This is a genomic window from Rhodococcus sp. OK611 (assembly GCF_003050885.1).
In the GTDB taxonomy this organism is placed as follows: domain Bacteria; phylum Actinomycetota; class Actinomycetes; order Mycobacteriales; family Mycobacteriaceae; genus Rhodococcus_G; species Rhodococcus_G oryzae.
This window is the reverse complement of the sequence record NZ_QAOZ01000001.1, coordinates 415,355-436,347: the sequence shown is the minus strand read 5'-3', so window position 1 is coordinate 436,347 and position 20,993 is coordinate 415,355. Positions and strand designations below refer to the sequence as shown.

General features: G+C 68.8%; 19 protein-coding genes and 1 pseudogene. 17 read left to right on the top strand and 3 right to left on the bottom strand.

Annotated elements, in window-relative coordinates; translation table 11 throughout:
• Both C8K38_RS01855 and C8K38_RS01850 read left to right on the top strand, forming a co-directional pair.
• Nucleotides 1–126 (top strand): annotated as a pseudogene (locus C8K38_RS01855) (pyridoxal 5'-phosphate synthase lyase subunit PdxS); the annotation flags it as partial.
• A gap of 99 nt (nucleotides 127–225) precedes the next feature.
• A complete protein-coding gene (locus C8K38_RS01850) occupies nucleotides 226–1,044 on the top strand; it encodes an acyl-CoA thioesterase (protein ID WP_097209946.1) in 819 nt (272 codons plus the stop codon).
• On the opposite strand, the gene C8K38_RS01845 is transcribed toward C8K38_RS01850, so the two are convergent.
• Both C8K38_RS01845 and C8K38_RS01840 read right to left on the bottom strand, forming a co-directional pair.
• Entirely contained in the window at nucleotides 931–2,736 is a 1,806-nt protein-coding gene (locus C8K38_RS01845; RefSeq protein ID WP_097209998.1) for an APC family permease, read from the bottom strand. The genes C8K38_RS01850 and C8K38_RS01845 overlap by 114 nt on opposite strands.
• A 210-nt stretch (nucleotides 2,737–2,946) precedes the next feature.
• Nucleotides 2,947–4,074, bottom strand: a complete 1,128-nt coding sequence (locus C8K38_RS01840; RefSeq protein WP_097209945.1) for a sodium:proton exchanger — start codon at nucleotides 4,072–4,074, stop codon at nucleotides 2,947–2,949.
• Nucleotides 4,075–4,687: 613 nt separating this feature from the next.
• Between C8K38_RS01840 and C8K38_RS01835 the strand changes: the two genes are divergently transcribed.
• The gene (locus tag C8K38_RS01835) at nucleotides 4,688–5,095 is read left to right on the top strand and encodes a YciI family protein (protein ID WP_097209944.1); all 408 of its coding nucleotides are present in this window, start codon (nucleotides 4,688–4,690) and stop codon (nucleotides 5,093–5,095) included.
• 8 nt (nucleotides 5,096–5,103) lie between these two features.
• Complete coding sequence (locus tag C8K38_RS01830; RefSeq protein WP_097209997.1) at nucleotides 5,104–6,246, top strand: RNA polymerase sigma factor; 1,143 nt, start codon at nucleotides 5,104–5,106, stop codon at nucleotides 6,244–6,246.
• A gap of 124 nt (nucleotides 6,247–6,370) precedes the next feature.
• Here the strand turns inward: C8K38_RS01830 and C8K38_RS26775 are convergent, their stop codons facing one another.
• A complete protein-coding gene (locus tag C8K38_RS26775) occupies nucleotides 6,371–6,604 on the bottom strand; it encodes a hypothetical protein (RefSeq protein ID WP_143548368.1) in 234 nt (77 codons plus the stop codon).
• 62 nt (nucleotides 6,605–6,666) lie between these two features.
• Here C8K38_RS26775 and C8K38_RS01825 point away from each other — a divergent pair, with 62 nt between their 5' ends.
• From C8K38_RS01825 to C8K38_RS01765, 13 genes are all read left to right on the top strand, one after another.
• Nucleotides 6,667–8,595, top strand: a complete 1,929-nt coding sequence (locus C8K38_RS01825; protein ID WP_097209943.1) for a DUF222 domain-containing protein — start codon at nucleotides 6,667–6,669, stop codon at nucleotides 8,593–8,595.
• Nucleotides 8,596–8,614: 19 nt separating this feature from the next.
• The gene (locus tag C8K38_RS27015) at nucleotides 8,615–9,067 is read left to right on the top strand and encodes a YbaY family lipoprotein (protein WP_179800414.1); all 453 of its coding nucleotides are present in this window, start codon (nucleotides 8,615–8,617) and stop codon (nucleotides 9,065–9,067) included.
• Nucleotides 9,068–9,075: 8 nt separating this feature from the next.
• Nucleotides 9,076–9,714 carry a pyridoxal 5'-phosphate synthase glutaminase subunit PdxT gene (gene pdxT, locus C8K38_RS01815; RefSeq protein WP_373560214.1) on the top strand — a complete coding sequence of 213 codons (639 nt, stop codon included), beginning with the start codon at nucleotides 9,076–9,078 and terminating at the stop codon, nucleotides 9,712–9,714.
• Nucleotides 9,715–9,794: 80 nt separating this feature from the next.
• Complete coding sequence (locus tag C8K38_RS01810; RefSeq protein WP_077041462.1) at nucleotides 9,795–10,547, top strand: YebC/PmpR family DNA-binding transcriptional regulator; 753 nt, start codon at nucleotides 9,795–9,797, stop codon at nucleotides 10,545–10,547.
• 136 nt (nucleotides 10,548–10,683) lie between these two features.
• The gene (ruvC, locus tag C8K38_RS01805; RefSeq protein WP_097209995.1) at nucleotides 10,684–11,268 is read left to right on the top strand and encodes a crossover junction endodeoxyribonuclease RuvC; all 585 of its coding nucleotides are present in this window, start codon (nucleotides 10,684–10,686) and stop codon (nucleotides 11,266–11,268) included.
• Nucleotides 11,265–11,864 carry a Holliday junction branch migration protein RuvA gene (gene ruvA, locus C8K38_RS01800; RefSeq protein ID WP_077041463.1) on the top strand — a complete coding sequence of 200 codons (600 nt, stop codon included), beginning with the start codon at nucleotides 11,265–11,267 and terminating at the stop codon, nucleotides 11,862–11,864. The genes ruvC and ruvA overlap by 4 nt, the downstream gene beginning before the upstream one ends.
• Before the next feature lie 8 nt (nucleotides 11,865–11,872).
• Nucleotides 11,873–12,946 (top strand): Holliday junction branch migration DNA helicase RuvB, encoded by a 1,074-nt coding sequence (gene ruvB / locus C8K38_RS01795; RefSeq protein ID WP_097209994.1) that lies wholly within the window; start codon nucleotides 11,873–11,875, stop codon nucleotides 12,944–12,946.
• 73 nt (nucleotides 12,947–13,019) lie between these two features.
• A complete protein-coding gene (gene yajC, locus C8K38_RS01790; protein ID WP_097209941.1) occupies nucleotides 13,020–13,406 on the top strand; it encodes a preprotein translocase subunit YajC in 387 nt (128 codons plus the stop codon).
• 104 nt (nucleotides 13,407–13,510) lie between these two features.
• Nucleotides 13,511–15,175 carry a protein translocase subunit SecD gene (secD, locus tag C8K38_RS01785; protein WP_097209940.1) on the top strand — a complete coding sequence of 555 codons (1,665 nt, stop codon included), beginning with the start codon at nucleotides 13,511–13,513 and terminating at the stop codon, nucleotides 15,173–15,175.
• A gap of 2 nt (nucleotides 15,176–15,177) precedes the next feature.
• Complete coding sequence (gene secF / locus C8K38_RS01780; RefSeq protein WP_257016995.1) at nucleotides 15,178–16,353, top strand: protein translocase subunit SecF; 1,176 nt, start codon at nucleotides 15,178–15,180, stop codon at nucleotides 16,351–16,353.
• 1 nt (nucleotide 16,354) lies between these two features.
• Entirely contained in the window at nucleotides 16,355–18,070 is a 1,716-nt protein-coding gene (locus tag C8K38_RS01775; RefSeq protein WP_097209939.1) for an ABC transporter substrate-binding protein, read from the top strand.
• Entirely contained in the window at nucleotides 18,037–18,600 is a 564-nt protein-coding gene (locus C8K38_RS01770; RefSeq protein WP_097209938.1) for an adenine phosphoribosyltransferase, read from the top strand. The genes C8K38_RS01775 and C8K38_RS01770 overlap by 34 nt, the downstream gene beginning before the upstream one ends.
• A gap of 47 nt (nucleotides 18,601–18,647) precedes the next feature.
• Nucleotides 18,648–20,978: a RelA/SpoT family protein gene (locus C8K38_RS01765; protein WP_097209937.1), complete on the top strand. Its 2,331-nt coding sequence runs from the start codon at nucleotides 18,648–18,650 to the stop codon at nucleotides 20,976–20,978.
• Nucleotides 20,979–20,993: the final 15 nt, after the last annotated feature.

Sequence of the window (20,993 nt, the reverse complement as noted above, 5' to 3'; positions counted from 1 at the left end):
GCCACCACCTTCTTCGACGACCCGGATGTGCTGGCGAAGGTCTCCCGCGGCCTGGGTGAGGCGATGGTCGGCATCAACGTCGACGATCTGCCGGTCGCGCACCGCCTCGCCGAGCGCGGCTGGTGATCGGCGGCGCTTGATCGCCTGAATTCTCGACGCGGCCCCGCATCCCTGATGCGGGGCCGCGTCGTTGCTAGCGTGAGCACCGGTCGAAAGGGGTACGCCATGTCGTCCATCGAAGAGATCCTGGAACTCGAACGGCTGGAGAAGGACATCTTCCGCGGCATCGTCGCGGACACGATGCTGACCCGTACGTTCGGCGGTCAGGTGGCGGGCCAGGCCCTGGTCTCCGCGGTCCGAACGGTCGACGAGCGGTACCGCGTGCACTCCCTGCACGGTTACTTCCTGCGGCCGGGAAACCCGACCATCCCCACCGTCTTCCTCGTCGACCGGATCCGGGACGGCCGATCGTTCTGCACCCGCCGGGTCACCGGGGTTCAGGACGGTCAGGCGATCTTCACCATGTCCGCCTCATTCCACTTGGGCGACATCGGGATCGAGCACGAGGACGAGATGCCCCCGGTCCCGAACCCGGAGGACCTGCCCGACACCTCGGAGATGATGAGCGAGGAACTGTCGTGGGAGTTCCGGGAGTGGGCCGACTGGGATCTGCGATTCGTGCCCGAGGACAAGGTGACTCGGCGCAGGGGCGTGCCCGCGCAGCAGCAGGTCTGGTTCCGGTACCGCCGCACGCTCCCCGAGGACCCCGTCTTCCATGTCTGCACCCTCGCCTACATGAGCGACATGACGTTGCTCGGTTCGGCGAAGGTGCCGCACCCCGACGAGGACATCCAGCAGGCCTCGCTCGACCACGCGCTGTGGTTCATGCGGCCCTTCCGTGCCGACGAGTGGCTGCTCTACGACCAGTCGTCACCGTCTGCGGGGTTCGGCCGGGCGCTGACCCAGGGCCGGATCTTCGATCGCAGCGGGAACCTGGTCGCGGCGGTGGTCCAGGAGGGGCTGACCCGGTTGCTGCGGGACTGATCGGCCGACCCGGAGCCGCACCCGGCAGACCACGGCGTCGGTATAGCGGCGCAGTGCCCGGTCCAGCTCGTCGCCGCGGTGGTTCGGCAGGATCCGCCGCCACCCGGATCCCGGCTCCACCTCGGCGATCACCACGACCACCCGGCGGTCCGCGAGCCTGTCCGTGATGTAGCGGGTCAAGGTCGGCGCGAGCCCGCCGTCGGCTCCGTCGAGCAGGATGAGCCTGACGCCGGGGTGCCAGGCCTCCCATGCCTTGGTGAAGGCGCGTGGCGATTCGCCGCTCGGGCACACCCGGACCGCGATGACATCGGTGCCAACGGACAGGCCCGCGCAGATCGCCTCCCGGCTCAGCTCGGAGACCTCGGCCACCGGAACGAGGACGACGGTGCCCTGTGCGGCCGGCGCGGCGGGCACCTCGCCGAGGTGCAGTCGGTCGCCGATGGCCGCGTAGGCCGCCCGCACCCGCTCCATCAGGAACACGATCAGGGGCAGTGCCACCACGATGAGCCAGGCGCCTTCGGTGAACTTCATCGCGGTCGTGACGAGCGCCGCGACGGCGGTCAGGGTGGCACCTAAGCCGTTGAGGCTGGCGCGCCACCGCCAGCCGGGCACCCGGGTCAGCAGCCAGTGCCGGACGAGTCCGGCCTGGGCGATGGTGAACCCGACGAACACGCCGATGGCGAACAGCGGCACCAGAGCGTTCATGCTGCCGCCCGAACCGATCAGCAGGGCGCCCGCGAACACGCCCAGTGCCAGCACGCCGTGCCGGTACACCTCACGAGCGGATCGCAGCGCGAACCGATGGGGCAGGCAGTTGTCGTCGGCGAGCAGGCGGGCCAGCGTCGGCAGGCCGCCGTAGGAGGTGTTCGCGGCCAGCGCGAGCAGGACAACGGTGGCGAATTGCACCACGTAGTAACCGATCCCGTGTCCGAGTGACGCCTCGGTCAGCTGTGAGAGCACGGTGGTCCCCTCGACCGGGTGCAGCGCGAACTTTCCGATGAGGACGGCGAGTCCGATCAGCATGCTGCCGAGCAGGATTCCGAGCGCGACCTCGGCGCGTTGTGCGTTCTTCACCCGCGGCTCACGGAAACTGGGCACCGCGTTCGCGATGGCCTCCACTCCGGTGAGGGCCGCGCATCCGCTGGAGAATGCCTTGAGCAGCAACAGGACCCCGACGGTGTGGACATCTGCGGCGACGGCGGTGCCCTCGGTGACGCTCAGCGGCTCCGAACGCAGCAGCCCGGCGATGATCACGGTGAAGATGCTGAGCACGAATACCGCGGTCGGGATCATGAATGCCCTGGCGCTGTCCGCGATCCCGCGCAGGTTCAGCGCCGTGATCCCGACCAGGATGGCCAGGCAGATCCAGACGGTGTGGGGGAGCAGGACCGGGAACGCGGAGGTGAGGGCGGCGACGCCCGCGGCGATGGAGACCGCGACGTTGAGGATGTAGTCGATCACCAGGGAGGCCGCGGCGACGAGCCCGGTGCGGCGCCCCAGCCGGGCTCGGGCGACGGCATACGCGCCGCCACCGTTCGGAAAGGCCGCGATGAGTTGGCGGTAGGACGCGACGAGCACCGCGAGCAGGGCGGCGATCGCGAGGGTGACGGGCAGCGTGAAGCCCAGCCCGGTGCCGCCCGCGACCGCGAGGACGAGAACGATCGCCTCGGGGCCATACGACACCGACGCCATGGCGTCGAGGGAGAGTCCGGCCAGGCCGGTGGAGACCGAGAGCTTGTGTCGATCGGTCTTTCGCTGGGGGCGTCCGGTGCGGGGTGCCCGTATGAGCAGTGCGGTGGTCACCGAGCGAGTGTGGTCCCGGATCGCGTGTGTACCAGCGGTCTTGACGTTTCCCTTATGCGGTCGATTGTCCTCTTGATGTGGTGTGGACGCTGCTCGGGGTCATGTCTGCACATTGCCCGTGCGGGTGAACGGCGCGGCGAGGGTGGGGCCGAGGTGCCTACGGTTGATCGTCAACGCGACCAGCGCCACGACGGCATAGACACCGCACAGCAGCATCCGCCCTTGGGTCGAGGTGATCGCGAACTGGACGATGAACAGGGCCAGCAGAGCCCAGGCGAACCAGCGGTGGAACCGCAGGGCGAGGATCAGCGCGACCCCCATCATCGTCTGGGTGGCGGTCAGCAGCATCTCCTCGACCTGGCGCGCGTCGAGCATCAGGGCGGGGCCGCCGCCACCGGCGAGGTGGGCCAGTGGCAGTGATCCCACCAGCAGGGTCCATTGATTGACCTTCGACGAGATCAGCATCGTGATCGCGGCCGTGCCCTTGCCGCGTGCGGCGAAGAGGGTCGCGATGATGAACTCGGGCGCCTCGGAGGCGAGTGGGGCGAGCCACTGTACGAGGAGGAACTGATCCACGCCGAGTTCGGTGCCCGCGTTGACGAGGCTGTTCGCGAAGGGTTCCGCGCAGGCGACGATGACCGCGGCCGCGACGACGAGCATCGCGATCACCGTCGTCCGGCGCGCCCGGTCCGGCAGTGCGCCGATCGCGGCGGCGGTACCGATCAGGTCGGGTTCCTCCACCTCGCCGCCGGACAGTCGGTAGAGGTAGAAGCCGAACCAGGCGAGCAGGGCGACACCGAATACGAGGTGGATCTGACCCGTCGCCGGGATGACGAACGCCGCGACGCCCGCGACGAGGAGGAACCCGAGCTCCACGCGATTGCCGGACTCGAGGGCCAGCGCCGAGACCGGTTTGCCGGTGAGCTTCTTCGCGACCGTGATCGAGACCAGCACCACCAGGGGCCAGCCGATGCCCATCAGCAGCCTGTTCGAGCCGGTCATGTTGGCCGCCGCGTACTGCGCGTAGGTGGGGTCGTGTCCGGCGGTGTAGGCGTAGTAGAGGTCGACCGCGTATTCGGGGAGTACCGCGATCAGGGCGAGGACGGCGATCGCCAGGCCGCCGGAGACGTCGACCTGTGCGGCCTCGGCTGCCCAGGCGAGCAGGAAACTCGCCGCCACCACCGCGGCCCCGTAGACCAGCAGCGCGACCAGAGGATTCGGGTGCATGCCAGAGAGTCGGAGAACGAGCGCGGGAAGAATGAACACCGTAGTAATTCCCAGTGATCGCGGCAACGTGCTGCGGTAGGTTGGAATGCCGGGTGTGTCTATTACTGCCGAATTCGATGAAATGGGTATCAGGCCTTCGGGTCAACGGCCGCAGACTCGCCTGATCCGGACGGGGAGAGTCTTCGGCCAACGGTGGTGTTGGTCCGAAGGTCTCGCTCGCCGAACAGCTTTCACGTGCACTGTCCGGTGGATGACCGGGCGCCCTGTGGCGCCAGCATGTCGACCATCCGCCTCTGCCCGACCGCGTCGAGATATCCAGAGTGAACTACTCCCCTTCTTTTCGAATGCTAGCGGGGTTCTTTCGGGAAGCAAATTCGTGGTATTGCCTGATTTCGGTATTCGGTAACGCATTCCGATTTAGTTTGGCCGCCCGTAATGGAGTGGATGTGCCCGCGGGGTTCACCTGTTGTGTCGGCCGGACCGGCCTTCGGCCGACGCAGTCACCCATGAGATCCAGAAGATCTCGGATGGCGATGTCGAGAACCGGTGACTTGCTTCGTCCCTGTGGTGAGTGCGACCACAATGGGGCGCACCAGAACCGAGGAGAAACTCGATGGCCAAGTACTTGCTTCTCAAGCACTACCGCGGCGCCCCGGCTGCGGTCAACGACGTACCCATGGACAAGTGGACGCCGGAGGAGATCTCGGCCCACATGCAGTACATGCAGGATTTCGCGGACCGGCTCGAGGGGACCGGGGAGTACGTCGACAGTCAGGCGCTCGCCCCTGGGGGAACTTTCGTCCGGTACGACGGCGAGGGGCGCCCGCCGGTCACCGACGGACCGTTCGCCGAGACCAAGGACCTGATCGCCGGTTGGATGGTGATCGACGTCGACAGCTACGAGCGCGCCCTCGAGTTGGCCGGGGAACTGTCGGCCGCGCCAGGGGCGGACGGCAAGCCGATCCACGAGTGGCTGGAGTTGCGCCCGTTCTACTCCGTGCCGCCCACCATCACGGAGTGACCTCTCCGGTGGATGAGGTCCTGATCCGTAGCCTCACACCGCACGTGCTCGGGATCCTCGTCCGCCGCGGTGCAGATTTCGCGGCGGCCGAGGATGCCGTGCAGGACGCGCTGGTCGAGGCGGTCCGCGTCTGGCCGGCCGACCCGCCGCGGGATCCGAAGGGTTGGCTGGTCACGGTTGCCTGGCGCAAGTTCCTCGACGTGACGAAGGCGAACGTGGCCCGGCGCAGGCGTGAGGACCTCATGGATGATCAACCGCCACCCGATCCTGCGCCCGCGGTCGACGACACGCTCCAGCTCTATTTCCTGTGCGCCCACCCGTCGCTGACGCCGTCGTCCGCGGTCGCGCTCACGCTGCGCGCCGTCGGCGGGCTGACCACCCGCCAGATCGCCCAGGCCTACCTGGTGCCCGAGGCGACCATGGCGCAGCGCATCAGTCGGGCCAAGCGCACCGTCTCCGGCGTGCGGTTCGACCGGCCCGGCGATGTCGCCACCGTGCTGCGCGTCCTCTACCTGGTCTTCAACGAGGGCTACTCCGGCGACGTCGACCTCGCCGCTGAGGCCATCCGGCTCACCCGGCAACTCGCGGCCGCCATCGACCACCCCGAAGTGGCCGGGCTGCTCGCCCTGATGCTGCTCCACCATGCCCGGCGCGCGGCCCGGACCGAGGCCGACGGCAGCCTGGTATCGCTCGCCGAGCAGGACCGGGGCCGGTGGGACACCGAGTCGATCGCCGAGGGCGTCGAGATCCTGCAGGCGGCCCTCGCCCGCGACCGGCTCGGCGAGTTCCAGGCCCAGGCCGCCATCGCGGCACTGCACGCCGACGCCCTCACCGCCGAGGAGACCGATTGGGTGCAGATCGTCGAGTGGTACGACGAGCTCGAGCGCCTGACCGACAGCCCGGTCGTCCGGCTCAACCGCGCGGTGGCCGTCGGTGAGGCCGACGGACCGCGCGCCGGCCTGGCGGCGCTTGCGGCGCTGGACGACTCGCTGCCCCGCCACGCGGCGGTGGCGGCGTACCTCCACGAGCGGGACGGCGACCTGGCTACGGCGGCACGGCTGTACGTGGAGGCGGCACTGAAGGCGCCCAACCTCGCCGAGCGCGAGCACCTGACGCGCCAGGCCGCCCGGCTCAACGCCGGTCGTGGGTAACGTCGGCGGCCATCGCCCATTGGCCGACGACCAAGGTTCCAAACAAGATGGAGCCGAGGGTGCCAATAGCGGTGAGAGAACGCGGTCGTGACCGCCAAGAACGAGAGGAAGCTGTCGAAGAACTCTAACGATCGAGCGGTGCTTCGAGCGCGACGTGGGGTTCCCAGCGATAGCACCACGTGGATAGCGGTTGGCCAGATTCGCTGAGCTCGGGGCCCACCCTGGCATAGACCTCGTTCGCGGAGGTGGTGATGGCCGGCGGCAGGGGGATCGAAACGTCCTTGGAGTCGCCATGTTGCGGTCCGCCGTAGAGCCATACCGTGACGACAGTTCGAGCGGAACGTGACTGATCACTCACAGGCTTGATTGTATTGGTAGTCCTGAATCTGCTTGTCGGTGGTCACGCGTAGACTCGTACACATGTTCGATACCGGGGGGTTTCGGGGTGGCGCCGCAGGTGAGGGCGCCCGCGGCGGCGAGCGCCCGGTGGAATTCGAAGACGGCACGGCGGCGTTGTCGGCGTTGCGGGAGTACGGGCGGGCGGAGAACATCGCCGCCGCGCACAAGGTGTTGACGGCGGCAGCGTTTGCGCGGCGGCAGTTCGCGCACGAGGTTGATCTGTTCGGGGAGGAGTTCGCCTATCGGGCGGGGCGGTCGGCGGAGATGGAGACTTCTCTGGCGTTGGGGGTGAGTGCGTTCACGGCGGAACGGTATGTGGCGGTGGGCAATGCGTTGGATCTGCGGTTGCCGTTGATTCGGGCGGCGTTCGTGTCGGGTCGGGTCGACTTTCCGCGGGTGTTCGCGATCGTCGACGCGACCGCGGAGATCTCCGATGCCACCCTCGAACGGATGGAGGGCCACCTCGCGGACGCGGCCCTGTATCTGACGCCGCGGAAATTGACGGCGGAGGTGATGCGGGAGTTGATCCGCATCAACCCCGCCGAGGCCGAGGAACTCCGCAGGCGGCGGGAGCGTCATTCGCGGCGGGTGTCGGTGACCGCGGACCTGCACGGTATGGCCCAGGTGTATGCCACCCTCACTGCGGCCGAGGGCCGCACTCTCGATTCGCTGATTTGTGAGATGGCGGGCACGGTCTGTCGGCAGGACCCGCGGACGGTCGACAATCTGCGCACGGATGCGTTCATGGCGTTGGTGCACGGCGAGAGCTATCTGCACTGCCTGTGTGGGCGCGATGACTGTCCGACCGCGCATTTGCCGCGCACCGAGCGGCCGAAACCCGAGGTGCATATCCATATCGATCTGGAGAGTCTGCTGCGGTTGGCGGATCATCCCGGGCATGTGGAGGGTCACGGGCCTATCGATCCGGAGTTGGCGAGGTTGCTCGCCGGGGATGCGACGTGGCAGGCGGTGATCACCGACGCCAGACGAATCCAGGCCGAGCGAAGTGCCGCTGGCGGCGATGAGGGTGAGAGGGACGGCGACGTCGAGTCGACTGAGCCGGAGAGCGACGAGCCGCCACGCCCACCACGGGCAGACGGTGAACCGCCCGACCGCGAGACCGACAAGCCGCCACGAGAAACGAAGCACGGCAACGGGTCAGGGGACGCCTCTGTCCCCATCCGCTACCGGCTCCGACGCAGAGCCGCCGGACAACTGCCCCCACCCTCAACCGTCCGCCCGATGCCGGACACCGAGTCACGAGAGCCGCGGATCACCGACATCCTCGACGCGATCGCGGCGAACCCCGCCCTGCTCGACGGCCAGTACCCGGACGGGCACGGCGGATACGACCACCCACCTTGCGGTGCCTTGACGTACCGGCCCAGCAACACCGTCCGCACCGCTGTCTTCGACAAGTACGACACCTGCACCTTCCCCGGCTGCACCGTCAAAGCCCGGGACTGTCAGTTCGACCACATCGTCGAGTTCGACCCCGACAATCCCCACGCCGGCGGCTGGACCGTGGAGAGCAACGGCGAACCCGCCTGCATCTGGCACCACCAGGCCAAGACCGACCGACTCTTCCGCGTCGTCCGCCTCGACGGCGACGTCATCGTCTGGATCGGCCAACACGGCGCAATCGGGGTCACCCTGCCACTCCCGGTCGAACAACGACCCAGCGCCCGCACCAAGAAGCCCGCACCCCGACGGGCCGCAACGCCGCCGAGCCCGGCACCACCGCCGCCCGAACCACCCGACCTCGGCATCTACGAACCGACCTGGTGGGAAACCCACATGCACCCCACCGACCTACCCCCGACGCTCCCGGAACTCGCCACCATCACCGACCCCCGCCACCTCGCCCGATGCGCACAACTCCGCACCCACCACGCCGAACACCTCGCGATCCTGGGCGAACGCCACCGCCACCAGCCCCCACCGTTCTGACCATCCGTATCCTCGATCTGTGCAGACGAGACGAATTCTGGAACTGACCCTCGGTGGGGCGGCACTGATCGCGGTCGTCGCGGCCGTGGTGGTGTCGATCGGATCGACACCCGAGACCGCGCAGGCTGACAGCGTGGACGACACGCTCACCGTCACCGGGAACGTCTCGTACCGCGAGCGGATCGCCTTCCCCGAGAACGCCGTCGTGACCGTTCGCCTCGAGGACATCTCGCTGGCAGATGCGTCGGCGACCCTGCTCGCCGAGCAGCGCATCGAGGGCGCCACCGGCGTGCCGGTGCCGTTCGAGCTCGCCGCCTACCGCGACGCCATCGATCCAAGGGCGCGACTCGCCGTCCGCGCGCAGATCGAGGTCGACGGCGCCCTGCGCTGGACCACCGACACCGTTCACCCGATCCCGGTCGAGGGTGATGTCCCGGCACAGGAGCTCATCCTCGTGGCGGTCCCGCAGTGAGCGTCGACATGATCGAACGGACATCGGCCACCATGACACCCACCATCGGCGTGCTGGCGCTGCAGGGAGATGTGCGCGAACACCTTGCGGCGCTGGAGGCCTCGGGAGCCCGCGGCATCGGCGTGCGCCGGGTCTCGGAGCTCGAAGCGGTGGACGGCCTCGTCATCCCGGGCGGGGAGTCCACCACCATGAGCCGTCTGCTCACGGTGTTCGAACTGCTCGAACCGTTGCGCGCCCGGTTGCGTGACGGCATGCCGGCATACGGCTCATGCGCGGGCATGATCCTGCTGGCGGGCGAGGTGCTCGACACCCGCCCGGATGCCCAGTGCCTGAGCGGAATCGACATCACCGTGCGGCGCAACGCCTTCGGTCGTCAGGTCGACTCCTTCGAGGAGGACCTCGACTTCGCCGGTATCGAAGGCGCCCCGATGCGGGCGGTCTTCATCCGGGCGCCCTGGGTGGAGCGAGTCGGCCCGGGCGTCGAGGTGCTGGCCACGGTCCCCGAGGGCCCGGCCGCCGGACGGGTCGTCGCGGTCCGCGAGGGCAACGTTCTCGCGACGTCATTTCACCCCGAGGTGACCGGCGACAGGCGCGTCCATCAGCTGTTTGTCGACATGGTGCGGGAAGTCGCGGTGGCCCGCGCGTAAACTGGCGCTACTGTGTGCTCCCCGCTGCAGCGTGCTCCGCTGTCGCGTGCGCATCTACGAACGGGAAGAGGGAACTACGCATGAGCGGCCACTCCAAATGGGCCACCACCAAGCACAAGAAGGCTGCGATCGACGCCAAGCGCGGCAAATCCTTCGCGAAGCTGATCAAGAACATCGAGGTGGCGGCGCGGACCGGTGGTGGTGACCCAGCGGGTAACCCGACCCTGTACGACGCCATCCAGAAGGCGAAGAAGACGTCCGTCCCGAACGACAACATCGAGCGCGCCCGCAAGCGCGGCGCGGGGGAAGAGGCGGGCGGCGCCGACTGGCAGACCATCATGTACGAGGGCTACGGCCCCAACGGTGTGGCGCTGCTCGTCGAGTGTCTGACCGACAACCGGAACCGCGCGGCGGGCGAGGTTCGTACCGCGATGACGCGCAACGGCGGAAACCTCGCCGATCCGGGTTCGGTGGCCTACCTGTTCACCCGCAAGGGCGTCGTGGTGCTCGAGAAGAACGGCCGCTCCGAGGACGAGATCCTCGAGGTGGTCCTCGAGGCCGGAGCCGAGGAGATCAACGACCTCGGCGACACCTTCGAGATCGTGTCCGAGGCGGGCGACCTGATCGGAGTGCGGACCGCACTGGTGGACGCCGGCATCGACTACGAGTCGGCCGACCCCGACTTCCGCGCCTCCGTCGAGGTTCCGGTCGACGTGGACGGCGCTCGCAAGGTGTTCAAGCTCGTCGACGCGCTCGAGGAGTCCGACGACGTGCAGAACGTGTACACGAACGTCGACCTGTCCGACGAGGTGCTCGCGCAGCTCGAGGACTGACCCCCGCATCGATCATCGGGCCGGACCACTGCGGTCCGGCCCGATGTTTGTCTTCGACCGCGTGTTGGTCGGCCAGCGTGTCGGCAGATCCACCTATACTCTCGAACAGCTGTTCGTAGTGGTGAGAGGTGATCGCGTGCGCGTGTTCGGGGTGGATCCAGGACTGACCCGATGCGGGTTCGGGGTGGTCGACTCGGGTCGCGGCCGCACGGTGGCCCCGGTGGCCGTCGACGTCATCCGGACGCCGCCGGAGATGGACCTGTCGCAGCGGTTGCTGCGGATCTCGAACGCGGCCGAGGAATGGCTGGACCTCTACCAGCCCACCGTCGTGGCCGTCGAGCGTGTCTTCTCGCAGAACAACGTGCGCACCGCGATGGGCACGGCCCAGGCCGGTGGCGTCGTCGCGCTCGCCGCGGCCCGGCGCGGGATCGACGTCTGCTTCCACACCCCGAGTCAGGTGAAATCGGCGGTCGCGGGCAACGGTGCCGCGGACAAGAAGCAGGTCACCGCGATGGTGACGAAGATCCTCGGGCTGGCAGTCGCACCGAAGCCCGCCGACGCCGCCGACGCGCTCGCGCTGGCGATCTGTCATTGCTGGCGGGCCCCGATGCTGTCGCGGATGGCGCAGGCGGAGCAGGCCGCCGCCGAACAGAAGCGGCGCTACGAGACCAGACTCGCGGAACTGAACAAGACCCGGCTCAAGAAGGCAGGTACCCCATGATCGCGTCCATTCGCGGCGAGGTGCTCGAGATCGCGCTCGATCACGTGGTGCTCGAGGCGGCGGGGGTCGGTTACCGGCTCAACGCCACCCCGGCCACGCTCGGCACCCTCCAGCGCGGAACCGAGGTCAGGCTCGTCACCGCGATGATCGTCCGCGAGGACTCGATGACCCTGTACGGGTTCCACGACATCGAATCGCGGGATCTGTTCGGCCTGTTGCAGACGGTGTCCGGGGTCGGCCCGCGGCTGGCGATGGCGACGCTGGCCGTCCTCGAGCCGGAGGCACTGCGCAAGGCGCTCGCCGAGGGCAACGTCACCGCGCTGACCCGGGTGCCCGGCATCGGCAAGCGTGGCGCCGAGCGGATGGTCGTCGAGCTCCGGGACAAGGTGGAGGCGGTCGCCGTCACGTCCGATCCCGGCGCGCCCGCGGTGGTGCCGGGTCTGGTCCGCGAGCAGATCGTCGAGGCCCTGGTCGGCCTCGGTTTCCCGGCGAAGTCCGCCGAGCAGGCGACCGACACCGTGCTGGCCGCGGACCCGGACGCGAGCACGTCCACCGCCCTGCGCTCGGCGCTGTCCCTGCTGGGTAAGACCCGGTGACCGAGGACATGGAGGACCCGGCCGGGCTGGAATCGTCGGTCACCGCGAACTTCGTCGCCGCCGACAGCGAGATCGAGGCCAGTCTCCGGCCGACCAGCCTGACCGACTTCATCGGTCAGCCGCGGGTGCGTGAGCAGCTCCAGCTCGTGCTGACCGGCGCCAAGCTGCGCGGCGGCACCCCCGACCACATCCTGATGTCGGGGCCTCCCGGTCTCGGCAAGACCAGCATGGCGATGATCATCGCCTCGGAACTGGGCACCTCGCTTCGGCTCACCTCCGGTCCGGCGCTCGAGCGAGCAGGCGACCTCGCCGCCATGCTGAGCAACCTCGTCGAGGGCGACGTGCTGTTCATCGACGAGATCCACCGGATCGCGCGGCCGGCCGAGGAGATGCTCTACCTGGCGATGGAGGACTTCCGGGTCGACGTCGTCGTCGGCAAGGGGCCGGGTGCGACCTCGATCCCGCTGGAGGTCGCGCCGTTCACCCTGGTCGGCGCCACCACCCGCTCCGGCGCACTGACCGGGCCGCTGCGCGACCGGTTCGGTTTCACCGCGCACATGGACTTCTACGATCCGCCGGAGTTGCAGCGGATCCTGCTGCGGTCAGCGGGCATCCTCGGCGTCGAGCTGGGGGAGGAGGCCAGCGCCGAGATCGCGGGTCGCTCCCGTGGCACGCCGCGCATCGCGAACCGGCTGCTGCGCCGGGTGCGGGACTACGCCGACGTGCGGGCCGACGGCGTGATCACCCGCGACATCGCCAGGGCGGCGCTCGCCGTGTACGACGTCGACCAGCTCGGCCTGGACCGTCTCGACCGGTCGGTACTCAGCGCGCTGGTGCGCAGCTTCGGCGGTGGACCCGTCGGCGTGTCGACCCTCGCGGTCGCGGTCGGGGAGGAACCGGGCACCGTGGAGGAGGTCTGCGAGCCGTTTCTCGTGCGTGCGGGGATGATCGCCCGGACGCCGCGGGGTCGGGTGGCGACCGCCGCGGCATGGGAACAGCTCGGTCTGACGCCGCCGCCGGAGGCCGCGGCGGGCGGCATCGACGTGCGGGTCAACGAACCGCCGCAAGGTCTGTTTGACTAGTGGCACACTGGAGTACTGCGCCGGTCTGTTCCGGATTGTGCGCGTCGACGACCCTCGAGGACTGAACTCAACGATGGAACTGCTGTTTCCGCTCCTGATTCTCGCCCTGCTCGTGCCCATGTTCCTGGGCATCCGCCGCCAGAAGAAGGAGATGGCGAAGACTGCGGAACTGCAGGACTCGCTCAACGTCGGCGACCGCGTGCTCACCACCTCCGGGCTGCATGCGACCGTGGTCGAGCTCGGTGAGGGCACCGTCGACCTCGAGGTCGCGCCCGGAATCGTCACCACCTGGTCGCGGATGGTGATCCGTGAACTCCTCGTCGAGGACGACGAGGAGTTCGAGGAGGAGGACATCGACGAGATCCTCGATGAGACCCCCGCCGATGAGACCCCCGCCGTCGAGAAGGCCCCCGTCGAGGAGACTCCCGAGGAGACCAAGCGTCGCCTGGACACCGAATGAGTTGAGTTCCGGACCGCTGCCGAGTGATCCTGCTCGGCAGCGCTCGCGTGTAGGGCCTCGAACCCGACCATCGCACGACACACGTACTAGGAGAACTACGGATCGTGGCACCTTCGACTGGAGCCGTACGACCAGCACGCTCGCTCGTGATCTTCGGGCTGATCGTCGCTGCGCTGTACGCGCTCGTCTTCTTCACAGGGGACAAGTCCCCGACGCCGAAGCTCGGCATCGACCTGCAGGGCGGCACCCGTGTCACCCTCACCGCGCGCACCCCGGACGGCAGTAAGCCCAGCCAGGACAGCCTGCGCCGCGCACAGGAGATCATCGAGACCCGAGTCAACGGGCTCGGCGTCTCCGGCTCCGAGGTGGTCATCGACGGCGACAACCTGGTGATCACGGTCCCCGGCGACGACAGCTCGCAGGCCCGCACGCTGGGCCAGACGGCGCGGCTGTACATCCGCCCCGTGCAGAGTTCGGCCGTCTCCTCGAACGCGCAGGCGCAGGCCCCGAAGGCCGAGACCCCGGCCCCGGCACCCGCGCCGCAGAACCGGCCCTTCCCGGCACAGGAGCCGGGCACCCCGGCTCCTGCGACCGAGACCCCGGCACCCCCCGCGGATCAGGGCGCGGCGTCGGCCGACGATCAGGCGGCCGCGGAGATCGCCGAGGCGAAGAAGACCAGGCAGAGCACGGACCCGGCGGTACAGCAGCAGGCGATGGCGACGCTCGACTGCAACGCCAGCGACCCCCTGCAGGGCAACGACGATCCGGCGCTTCCGCTGGTGGCCTGCTCGACGGACGGCACCACGGTCTACCTCCTCGGACCGAGCATCATCGACGGCCAGGAGATCGCGGACGCGACCTCCGCCTTCAACTCGCAGCAGTCCCGCAACGAGGTGTCGCTGACGTTCAAGTCGAGCGGAAGCACCACATGGGCGCAGTTCACCGCCGCCAACATCGGCAAGCAGGCCGCGTTCACGCTCGACTCCAAGGTCGTCAGCGCGCCGGTCGTCCAGGGCGCCACGCCCGCGGGCAGCGCCACCTCCATCACCGGCGACTTCACGTCGGCGTCGGCGAAGGAACTCGCGAACACGCTGAAGTACGGCTCGCTGCCGCTCTCCTTCTCGGCCTCCGAGGCCGAGACCGTCTCCGCGACCCTCGGTCTCGCCTCCCTCCAGGCTGGCCTCATCGCGGGCGCGATCGGCCTCGCGCTGGTGCTGCTCTACTGCCTCATCTACTACCGGATGCTGGGCGTGCTCACCGCACTCTCGCTCGTGCTGTCCGGAGTGATGGTCTACGCGATCATGGTGCTGCTCGGCCGGTACATCGGCTTCACCCTCGACCTCGCAGGCATCGCCGGTCTGATCATCGGCATCGGCATGACGGCCGACTCGTTCGTCGTGTACTTCGAACGCATCAAGGACGAGATCAGGGAGGGCCGCAGCTTCCGCTCGGCGGTGCCGCGCGGTTGGGCACGGGCTCGCCGGACCATCCTGTCCGGAAACGCGGTGAGCTTCATCGCGGCCGCCGTGCTGTACGTCCTCGCGGTCGGCCAGGTGCGCGGCTTCGCGTTCACCCTCGGCCTGACCACCATCCTCGACGTCGTCGTCGTGTTCCTGGTGACCCATCCGCTGGTCCACCTGGCATCGAAGTCGGACTTCTGGTCGAAGCCGAGCATCAACGGTCTCGGAGCGGTGCAGCAGGTCGCCCGTGAACGCAAGACCGCCGCGTCCGCGCGCACCAGCGTCGGCGCGCAGGCGAAGGAGGCCTGACTGTGACCACATCTGAAGATCTGTCGTTGTCCGATTCCTCGGCCGACCAGGCGAAACTGCCCAGGCACAGCCTGCTCTCGCGGCTCTACACCGGCACCGGCGCTTTCGAGGTCGTCGGCAGGCGCAAGTTCTACTACGGCCTGGTCGGCGTCATCCTGCTGATCTCGATCGCGAGCATCCTGATTCGTGGGTTCACCCTCGGCATCGACTTCGAGGGCGGCACCCGGATCCAGTTCCCGGCAGGCGACAATGTCACGACCGAACAGGTCGAGCAGGTCTACACCGAGAGCATGGGCGAGGCTCCGGTCTCCGTTCAGACCGTCGGTTCCGGCGCCAGCGCCACCATCCAGATCCGTTCGGAGGCGCTCGACGCTCGTGAGGTCGTCGTCGTGCAGGACGCGTTGTACGACGCCTTCCAGCCGGAGGACAAGGACGGCAACCCCAGCAAGAACGCGATCAGCGTCGCCGACGTGAGCGAGACCTGGGGCAGCCAGATCACCCAGAAGGCGCTCATCGCGCTCGTGGTGTTCCTGGTCATCGTGAGCATCTACATCGGCATCCGATTCGAACGCGACATGGCGATCGCCGCCATCGTGGCGCTCTTCTTCGACATGATCGTCACGGCGGGCGTCTACGCGCTGGTCGGTCTCGAGGTCACGCCTGCCACGGTGATCGGTTTGCTCACCATTCTGGGCTTCTCGCTCTACGACACCGTGGTGGTGTTCGACAAGGTGGAGGAGAACACCCGCGGGGTGTTGCACCTGACAAGGCGGACCTATGGCGAACAGGCCAATCTGGCCGTCAACCAGACGTTGATGCGCTCGATCAACACCACCGTGATCAGCATTTTGCCGGTGATCGGACTGCTCGTCGTCGCGGTCGGGTTGCTCGGCGTCGGCACCCTCAAGGACCTCGCGGTGGTCCAGTTGGTCGGCATCATCGTCGGCGCGTTCTCCTCGATCTTCTTCGCGACGCCGCTGCTGGTCTCGATCAAGGAGCGTTGGGGTCCCGTGGCGGCGCACACCAAGAAGGTGCTCGCCCGCCGCGAGACCCGCTCGGAGAGCGCGTCCGCGCCTGCCGCGGCCGCGGAGGCCTCCGCCGTCGCGTCCCGTGTCGCCGCGGCGAGCCCGCGGCCCGGCGCACGACCGACGGGGAAGCGCGACAAGAAGAGGCGTTGACATGGGTACCGGCGCACGACGGGCCGGCACGGCCCGCGGTTTGAGGGTCGGCGCCGCCGGCGCGATCGCGATGATCGCGGTGGCGGCCGCAGGCTGCTCGGCCGCCGAGGATCAGGTCCAGTCCATCGGGTACGCCGTCGACAACGTGTTGACCACCTACAACGCGAACACGGTCGACGGCGCGGCATCGGGTGCGCGGCAAGCGTTCTCGCGGGTGCTCACCGGCCTGAGCTACATCGGGCCGGAGGGCAGCGCGCTGTCCGACGGCGACGTCGGCACCGCGGCCACCGTTCCGGGTGACGCACTCACCGTCGCGGTCAAGCTGAACCCGCAGGCCGTGTACTCGGACGGCGTGCCGACGGCCTGCGACGATCTGGTGCTGGCGTGGGCGGCAGGCAGCGGTCGCTTCCCGATGTTCCGGGCGGCGGACACCGCCGGCTACACGGACGTCGATCGGGTCGACTGCCAATCCGGGTCCAAGGATGCGACCGTCGTGTTCCGGCCCGGCCGGGCGTTCGCCGACTGGCGGGCGCTCTTCGGCGCCACCGCGCTGATGCCTGCGCACGTGGCGGCCAGGGCGGCGGGGGTCCCGGACCTCGTTGGCGCCGTCGCCTCGAACGACGTGCCCGCGCTCGAGCGGGTCGCCGAGTTCTGGAACAATGGCTGGAAGCTGGTCCCGGACCAGCTCGATCTCACCCTGTTCCCGTCCTCGGGGCCGTACCGGGTCGAGTCCTTCACGACGGACGGCGGACTGGTGTTGGTCGCCAACGAGCGGTGGTGGGGCAACAAGCCGGCCACCTCGCAGATCGTGGTGTGGCCGAAGGGAACCGATCTCGAGTCCAAGACCGCGTCCGGTGAGGTCGATGTGATCGACGCGGGTGCGGGGTCGATGCCGGGGCTGTCCCCGGGTAACGGGTTCTCCTCGGTGACCGCGCCGTCCCGCAGCAGCGAGCAGCTGGTGCTCGCGACGTCGGGGGTGTTCGCATCCGCCGATGCGCGCCGGGCGCTCGCTCTGTGCGTGCCGCGCCAGCAGCTCTTCGATCGGCTCGGGCATCCGGACTTCGACAAGCCGTCGGGCCTCGGATCCGGCGTGCTGAGTTCGCGGATCGTGCAGCCGGACATGTTGATCTACCCCTCGGTCGCAGCGACCGAGGGCGGCCGGTATCTGCACCCCGACGTGCCCGCCGCCGTCGCCGCGAGGACCGCCTCGGGGCAGGGCCCGATCACCGTCAGGATCGGCTATCTGGCCCCGGACACCCGGCGCGCCGACACCGTCAAGGCGATCGCCGAGGCATGCGCCCCCGCCGACATCACCGTCGAGGACGCCGGCTCGCCGGAGTTCACCCCGACGGCGCTGGGTGCGGGCGGACTGGACGCCATCCTCGGTGGCACCGCCTCCGCGCAGGGCGCCGCGGGCACCGACTCGGAGGTGCCGCCGGTGTACTCGCTGGTCGGGGGCAACGGCACCAACTTCGGCGGCTACCGCAACGGCCGCATCACCGCGATCGCGGAGCAGCTGGCCGTGGACACGGCGGAGGGCAGCAGGCTCAACCTGTCGACGGAGGCCGAGAACATCCTGTGGAACGATCTGCCGTCGATCCCGCTGTTCAACGAGCCGAGGACCACGGTGTTCGCGGACGGCCTGCACGCCGCGGTGCCGAACCCGACGGTCTCCGGTGTGGGATGGAACATGGACAGGTGGATACTTCTCCGGTGACTGCATTGACGAAGGCGTCCGAGGACGTGGCCCGACTGACCCGCTGGGCCGATGACTTCCCGGAGCCGGGCGTGACCTTCGCCGACCTGACCCCGGTGTTCGCCGACGCCAAGGCCTTTCGCGATGTCATCGACGCACTGGTCGACGTCGGCGACGGCGCCGACCTGGTGGCGGGCATCGATGCCAGGGGATTCCTCCTCGGTGCCGGTGTGGCCCTCGCGCTCGATGCGGGCGTGCTCGCGGTCCGCAAGGCGGGGAAGCTGCCGCCGCCCGTGCTCACCCGGGAGTACCAGCTCGAGTACGGCACCGCGTCCCTGGAGATCCCGGCCGACGGGATCGAGCTCGCCGGCCGCCGGGTGCTGGTGATCGACGACGTGCTGGCCACCGGTGGCACCCTTGCCGCGTCGGCGGAGCTGCTGACCGCGGCGGGCGCCGAGGTGATCGGGATCGCGGTTGTGCTCGAGATCGAGGCGCTCGGCGGGCGCTCGCGGCTCGCGGGCCACCCGGTCACGTCGCTGCTTCGGGTCTGAGGACTAAAGTTTCCGTTGAGGCGACCGACAGCACGGGAGGTGACGCAATGACCCAGAACCTCGACCGGTCGCAGTCCGAGACCGGGACCCCGGCTGCGCCGCAGGAGGGGGTGGCGCCCGCGGTGCCCACCTCGGCGTCGCGGCGGGTGCGGGCCCGGCTGGCGCGCCGGATGACCGGGCAGCGCAACGCCACGATCAAGCCGGTGCTCGAGCCGCTGGTCAGCGTGCACAAGGAGCTGTACCCCAAGGCGAACCTGGCACCGCTGCAGCGCGCCTATGACGTCGCGGAGGAGCGTCACTCCAGCCAGAAGCGCAAGTCCGGTGATCCCTACATCACGCATCCGCTGGCGGTGGCGAACATCCTCGCCGAGCTCGGCATGGACACCACGACCCTGGTCGCGGCGCTGCTGCACGACACGGTGGAGGACACCGGCTACTCGCTCGAGCAGCTCACCGAGGAGTTCGGTGACGAGGTCGCACATCTTGTCGACGGCGTCACCAAGCTCGACAAGGTGGTGCTCGGCAGCGCCGCGGAGGGCGAGACCATCCGCAAGATGATCATCGCGATGGCCCGCGACCCGCGGGTGCTGGTGATCAAGGTCGCCGACCGGTTGCACAACATGCGCACCATGCGCTTCCTGCCTCCCGAGAAGCAGGCGCGCAAGGCCAAGGAGACCCTGGAAGTCATTGCGCCGCTTGCGCATCGACTCGGTATGGCCACGGTCAAGTGGGAACTCGAGGACCTCTCGTTCGCGATCTTGCACCCGAAGAAGTACGAGGAGATCGTGCGCCTCGTCGCGGACCGGGCGCCGTCGCGCGACACCTACCTGGCGAAGGTGCGGGCGGAGATCAACGCCACCCTCGCCGCGTCCCGGATCAACGCGGTCGTCGAGGGCAGGCCCAAGCACTACTGGTCGATCTACCAGAAGATGATCGTCAAGGGTCGCGACTTCGACGACATCCACGACCTGGTCGGCGTGCGGATCCTGTGCGACGAGATCCGGGACTGCTACGCCGCCGTCGGCGTCGTGCACTCGCTCTGGCAGCCGATGGCGGGCCGGTTCAAGGACTACATCGCGCAGCCCCGCTACGGGGTGTACCAGTCGCTGCACACGACGGTGGTGGGCCCGGAGGGCAAGCCGCTGGAGGTGCAGATCCGCACCAGGGACATGCACCGCACCGCGGAGTTCGGCATCGCCGCGCACTGGCGCTACAAGGAGACCAAGGGCAGGCACTCCGGTGACGCCGCCGAGGTCGACGACATGGCGTGGATGCGGCAGCTGCTCGACTGGCAGCGCGAGGCCGCGGATCCGGGGGAGTTCCTCGAATCGCTGCGCTACGACCTGGCGGTCAAGGAGATCTTCGTCTTCACCCCAAAGGGCGACGTCGTGACGCTGCCCGCCGGTTCGACACCGGTGGACTTCGCGTATGCGGTGCACACCGAGGTCGGGCACCGGTGCATCGGTGCCCGGGTGAACGGCAGGCTCGTCGCGCTCGAGCGCACGCTCGAGAACGGTGAGGTCGTGGAGGTGTTCACCTCCAAGGCCGCGAACGCCGGTCCGAGCCGCGACTGGCAGGGCTTCGTCGTCTCGCCCCGCGCGAAGACGAAGATCCGCCAGTGGTTCGCCAAAGAGCGCCGCGAGGAGGCCCTCGAGGCGGGTAAGGACGCGATCGCCAAGGAGGTCCGCCGCGGTGGGCTGCCCCTGCAGCGCCTGCTCAGCTCCGAGTCGATGTCGGCCATCGCGCACGAGCTGCGCTACGTCGACGTGTCCGCGCTGTACACGGCCGTCGGCGAGCACAATGTGTCGGCTCAGCACGTGGTGCAGCGGTTGGTCGCGAATCTCGGCGGCGTGGAATCCGCCGAGGAGGAGCTGGCCGAGCGGTCGACCCCGTCGACCATCCCGATGCGTCAGCGCCGCACCACCGACGCCGGTGTGCTGGTACCGGGCGCCACCGGCACGGTGGCCAAGCTCGCCAAATGCTGCACCCCGGTGCCCGGCGACGAGATCATGGGCTTCGTGACCCGCGGCGGCGCGGTCAGCGTGCACCGTACCGACTGCACCAACGCCGGGTCGCTGCGCGAGCAGTCCGAGCGGATCATCGAGGTGCAGTGGGCGCCGTCGCCGTCCTCGGTGTTTCTGGTCGCGATCCAGATCGAGGCGCTGGACCGGCATCGGCTGCTCTCCGATGTGACCAAGGCGCTGGCCGACGAGAAGGTGAACATCCTCTCGGCGTCGGTGACCACCTCCGGCGACCGCGTCGCGATCAGCCGCTTCACCTTCGAGATGGGCGACCCGAAGCACCTCGGGCACGTGCTGAATGTGGTCCGCAACGTCGAGGGCGTCTACGACGTCTACCGGGTGACCTCAGCCGCATAGGCGGCTGCGCCGCCC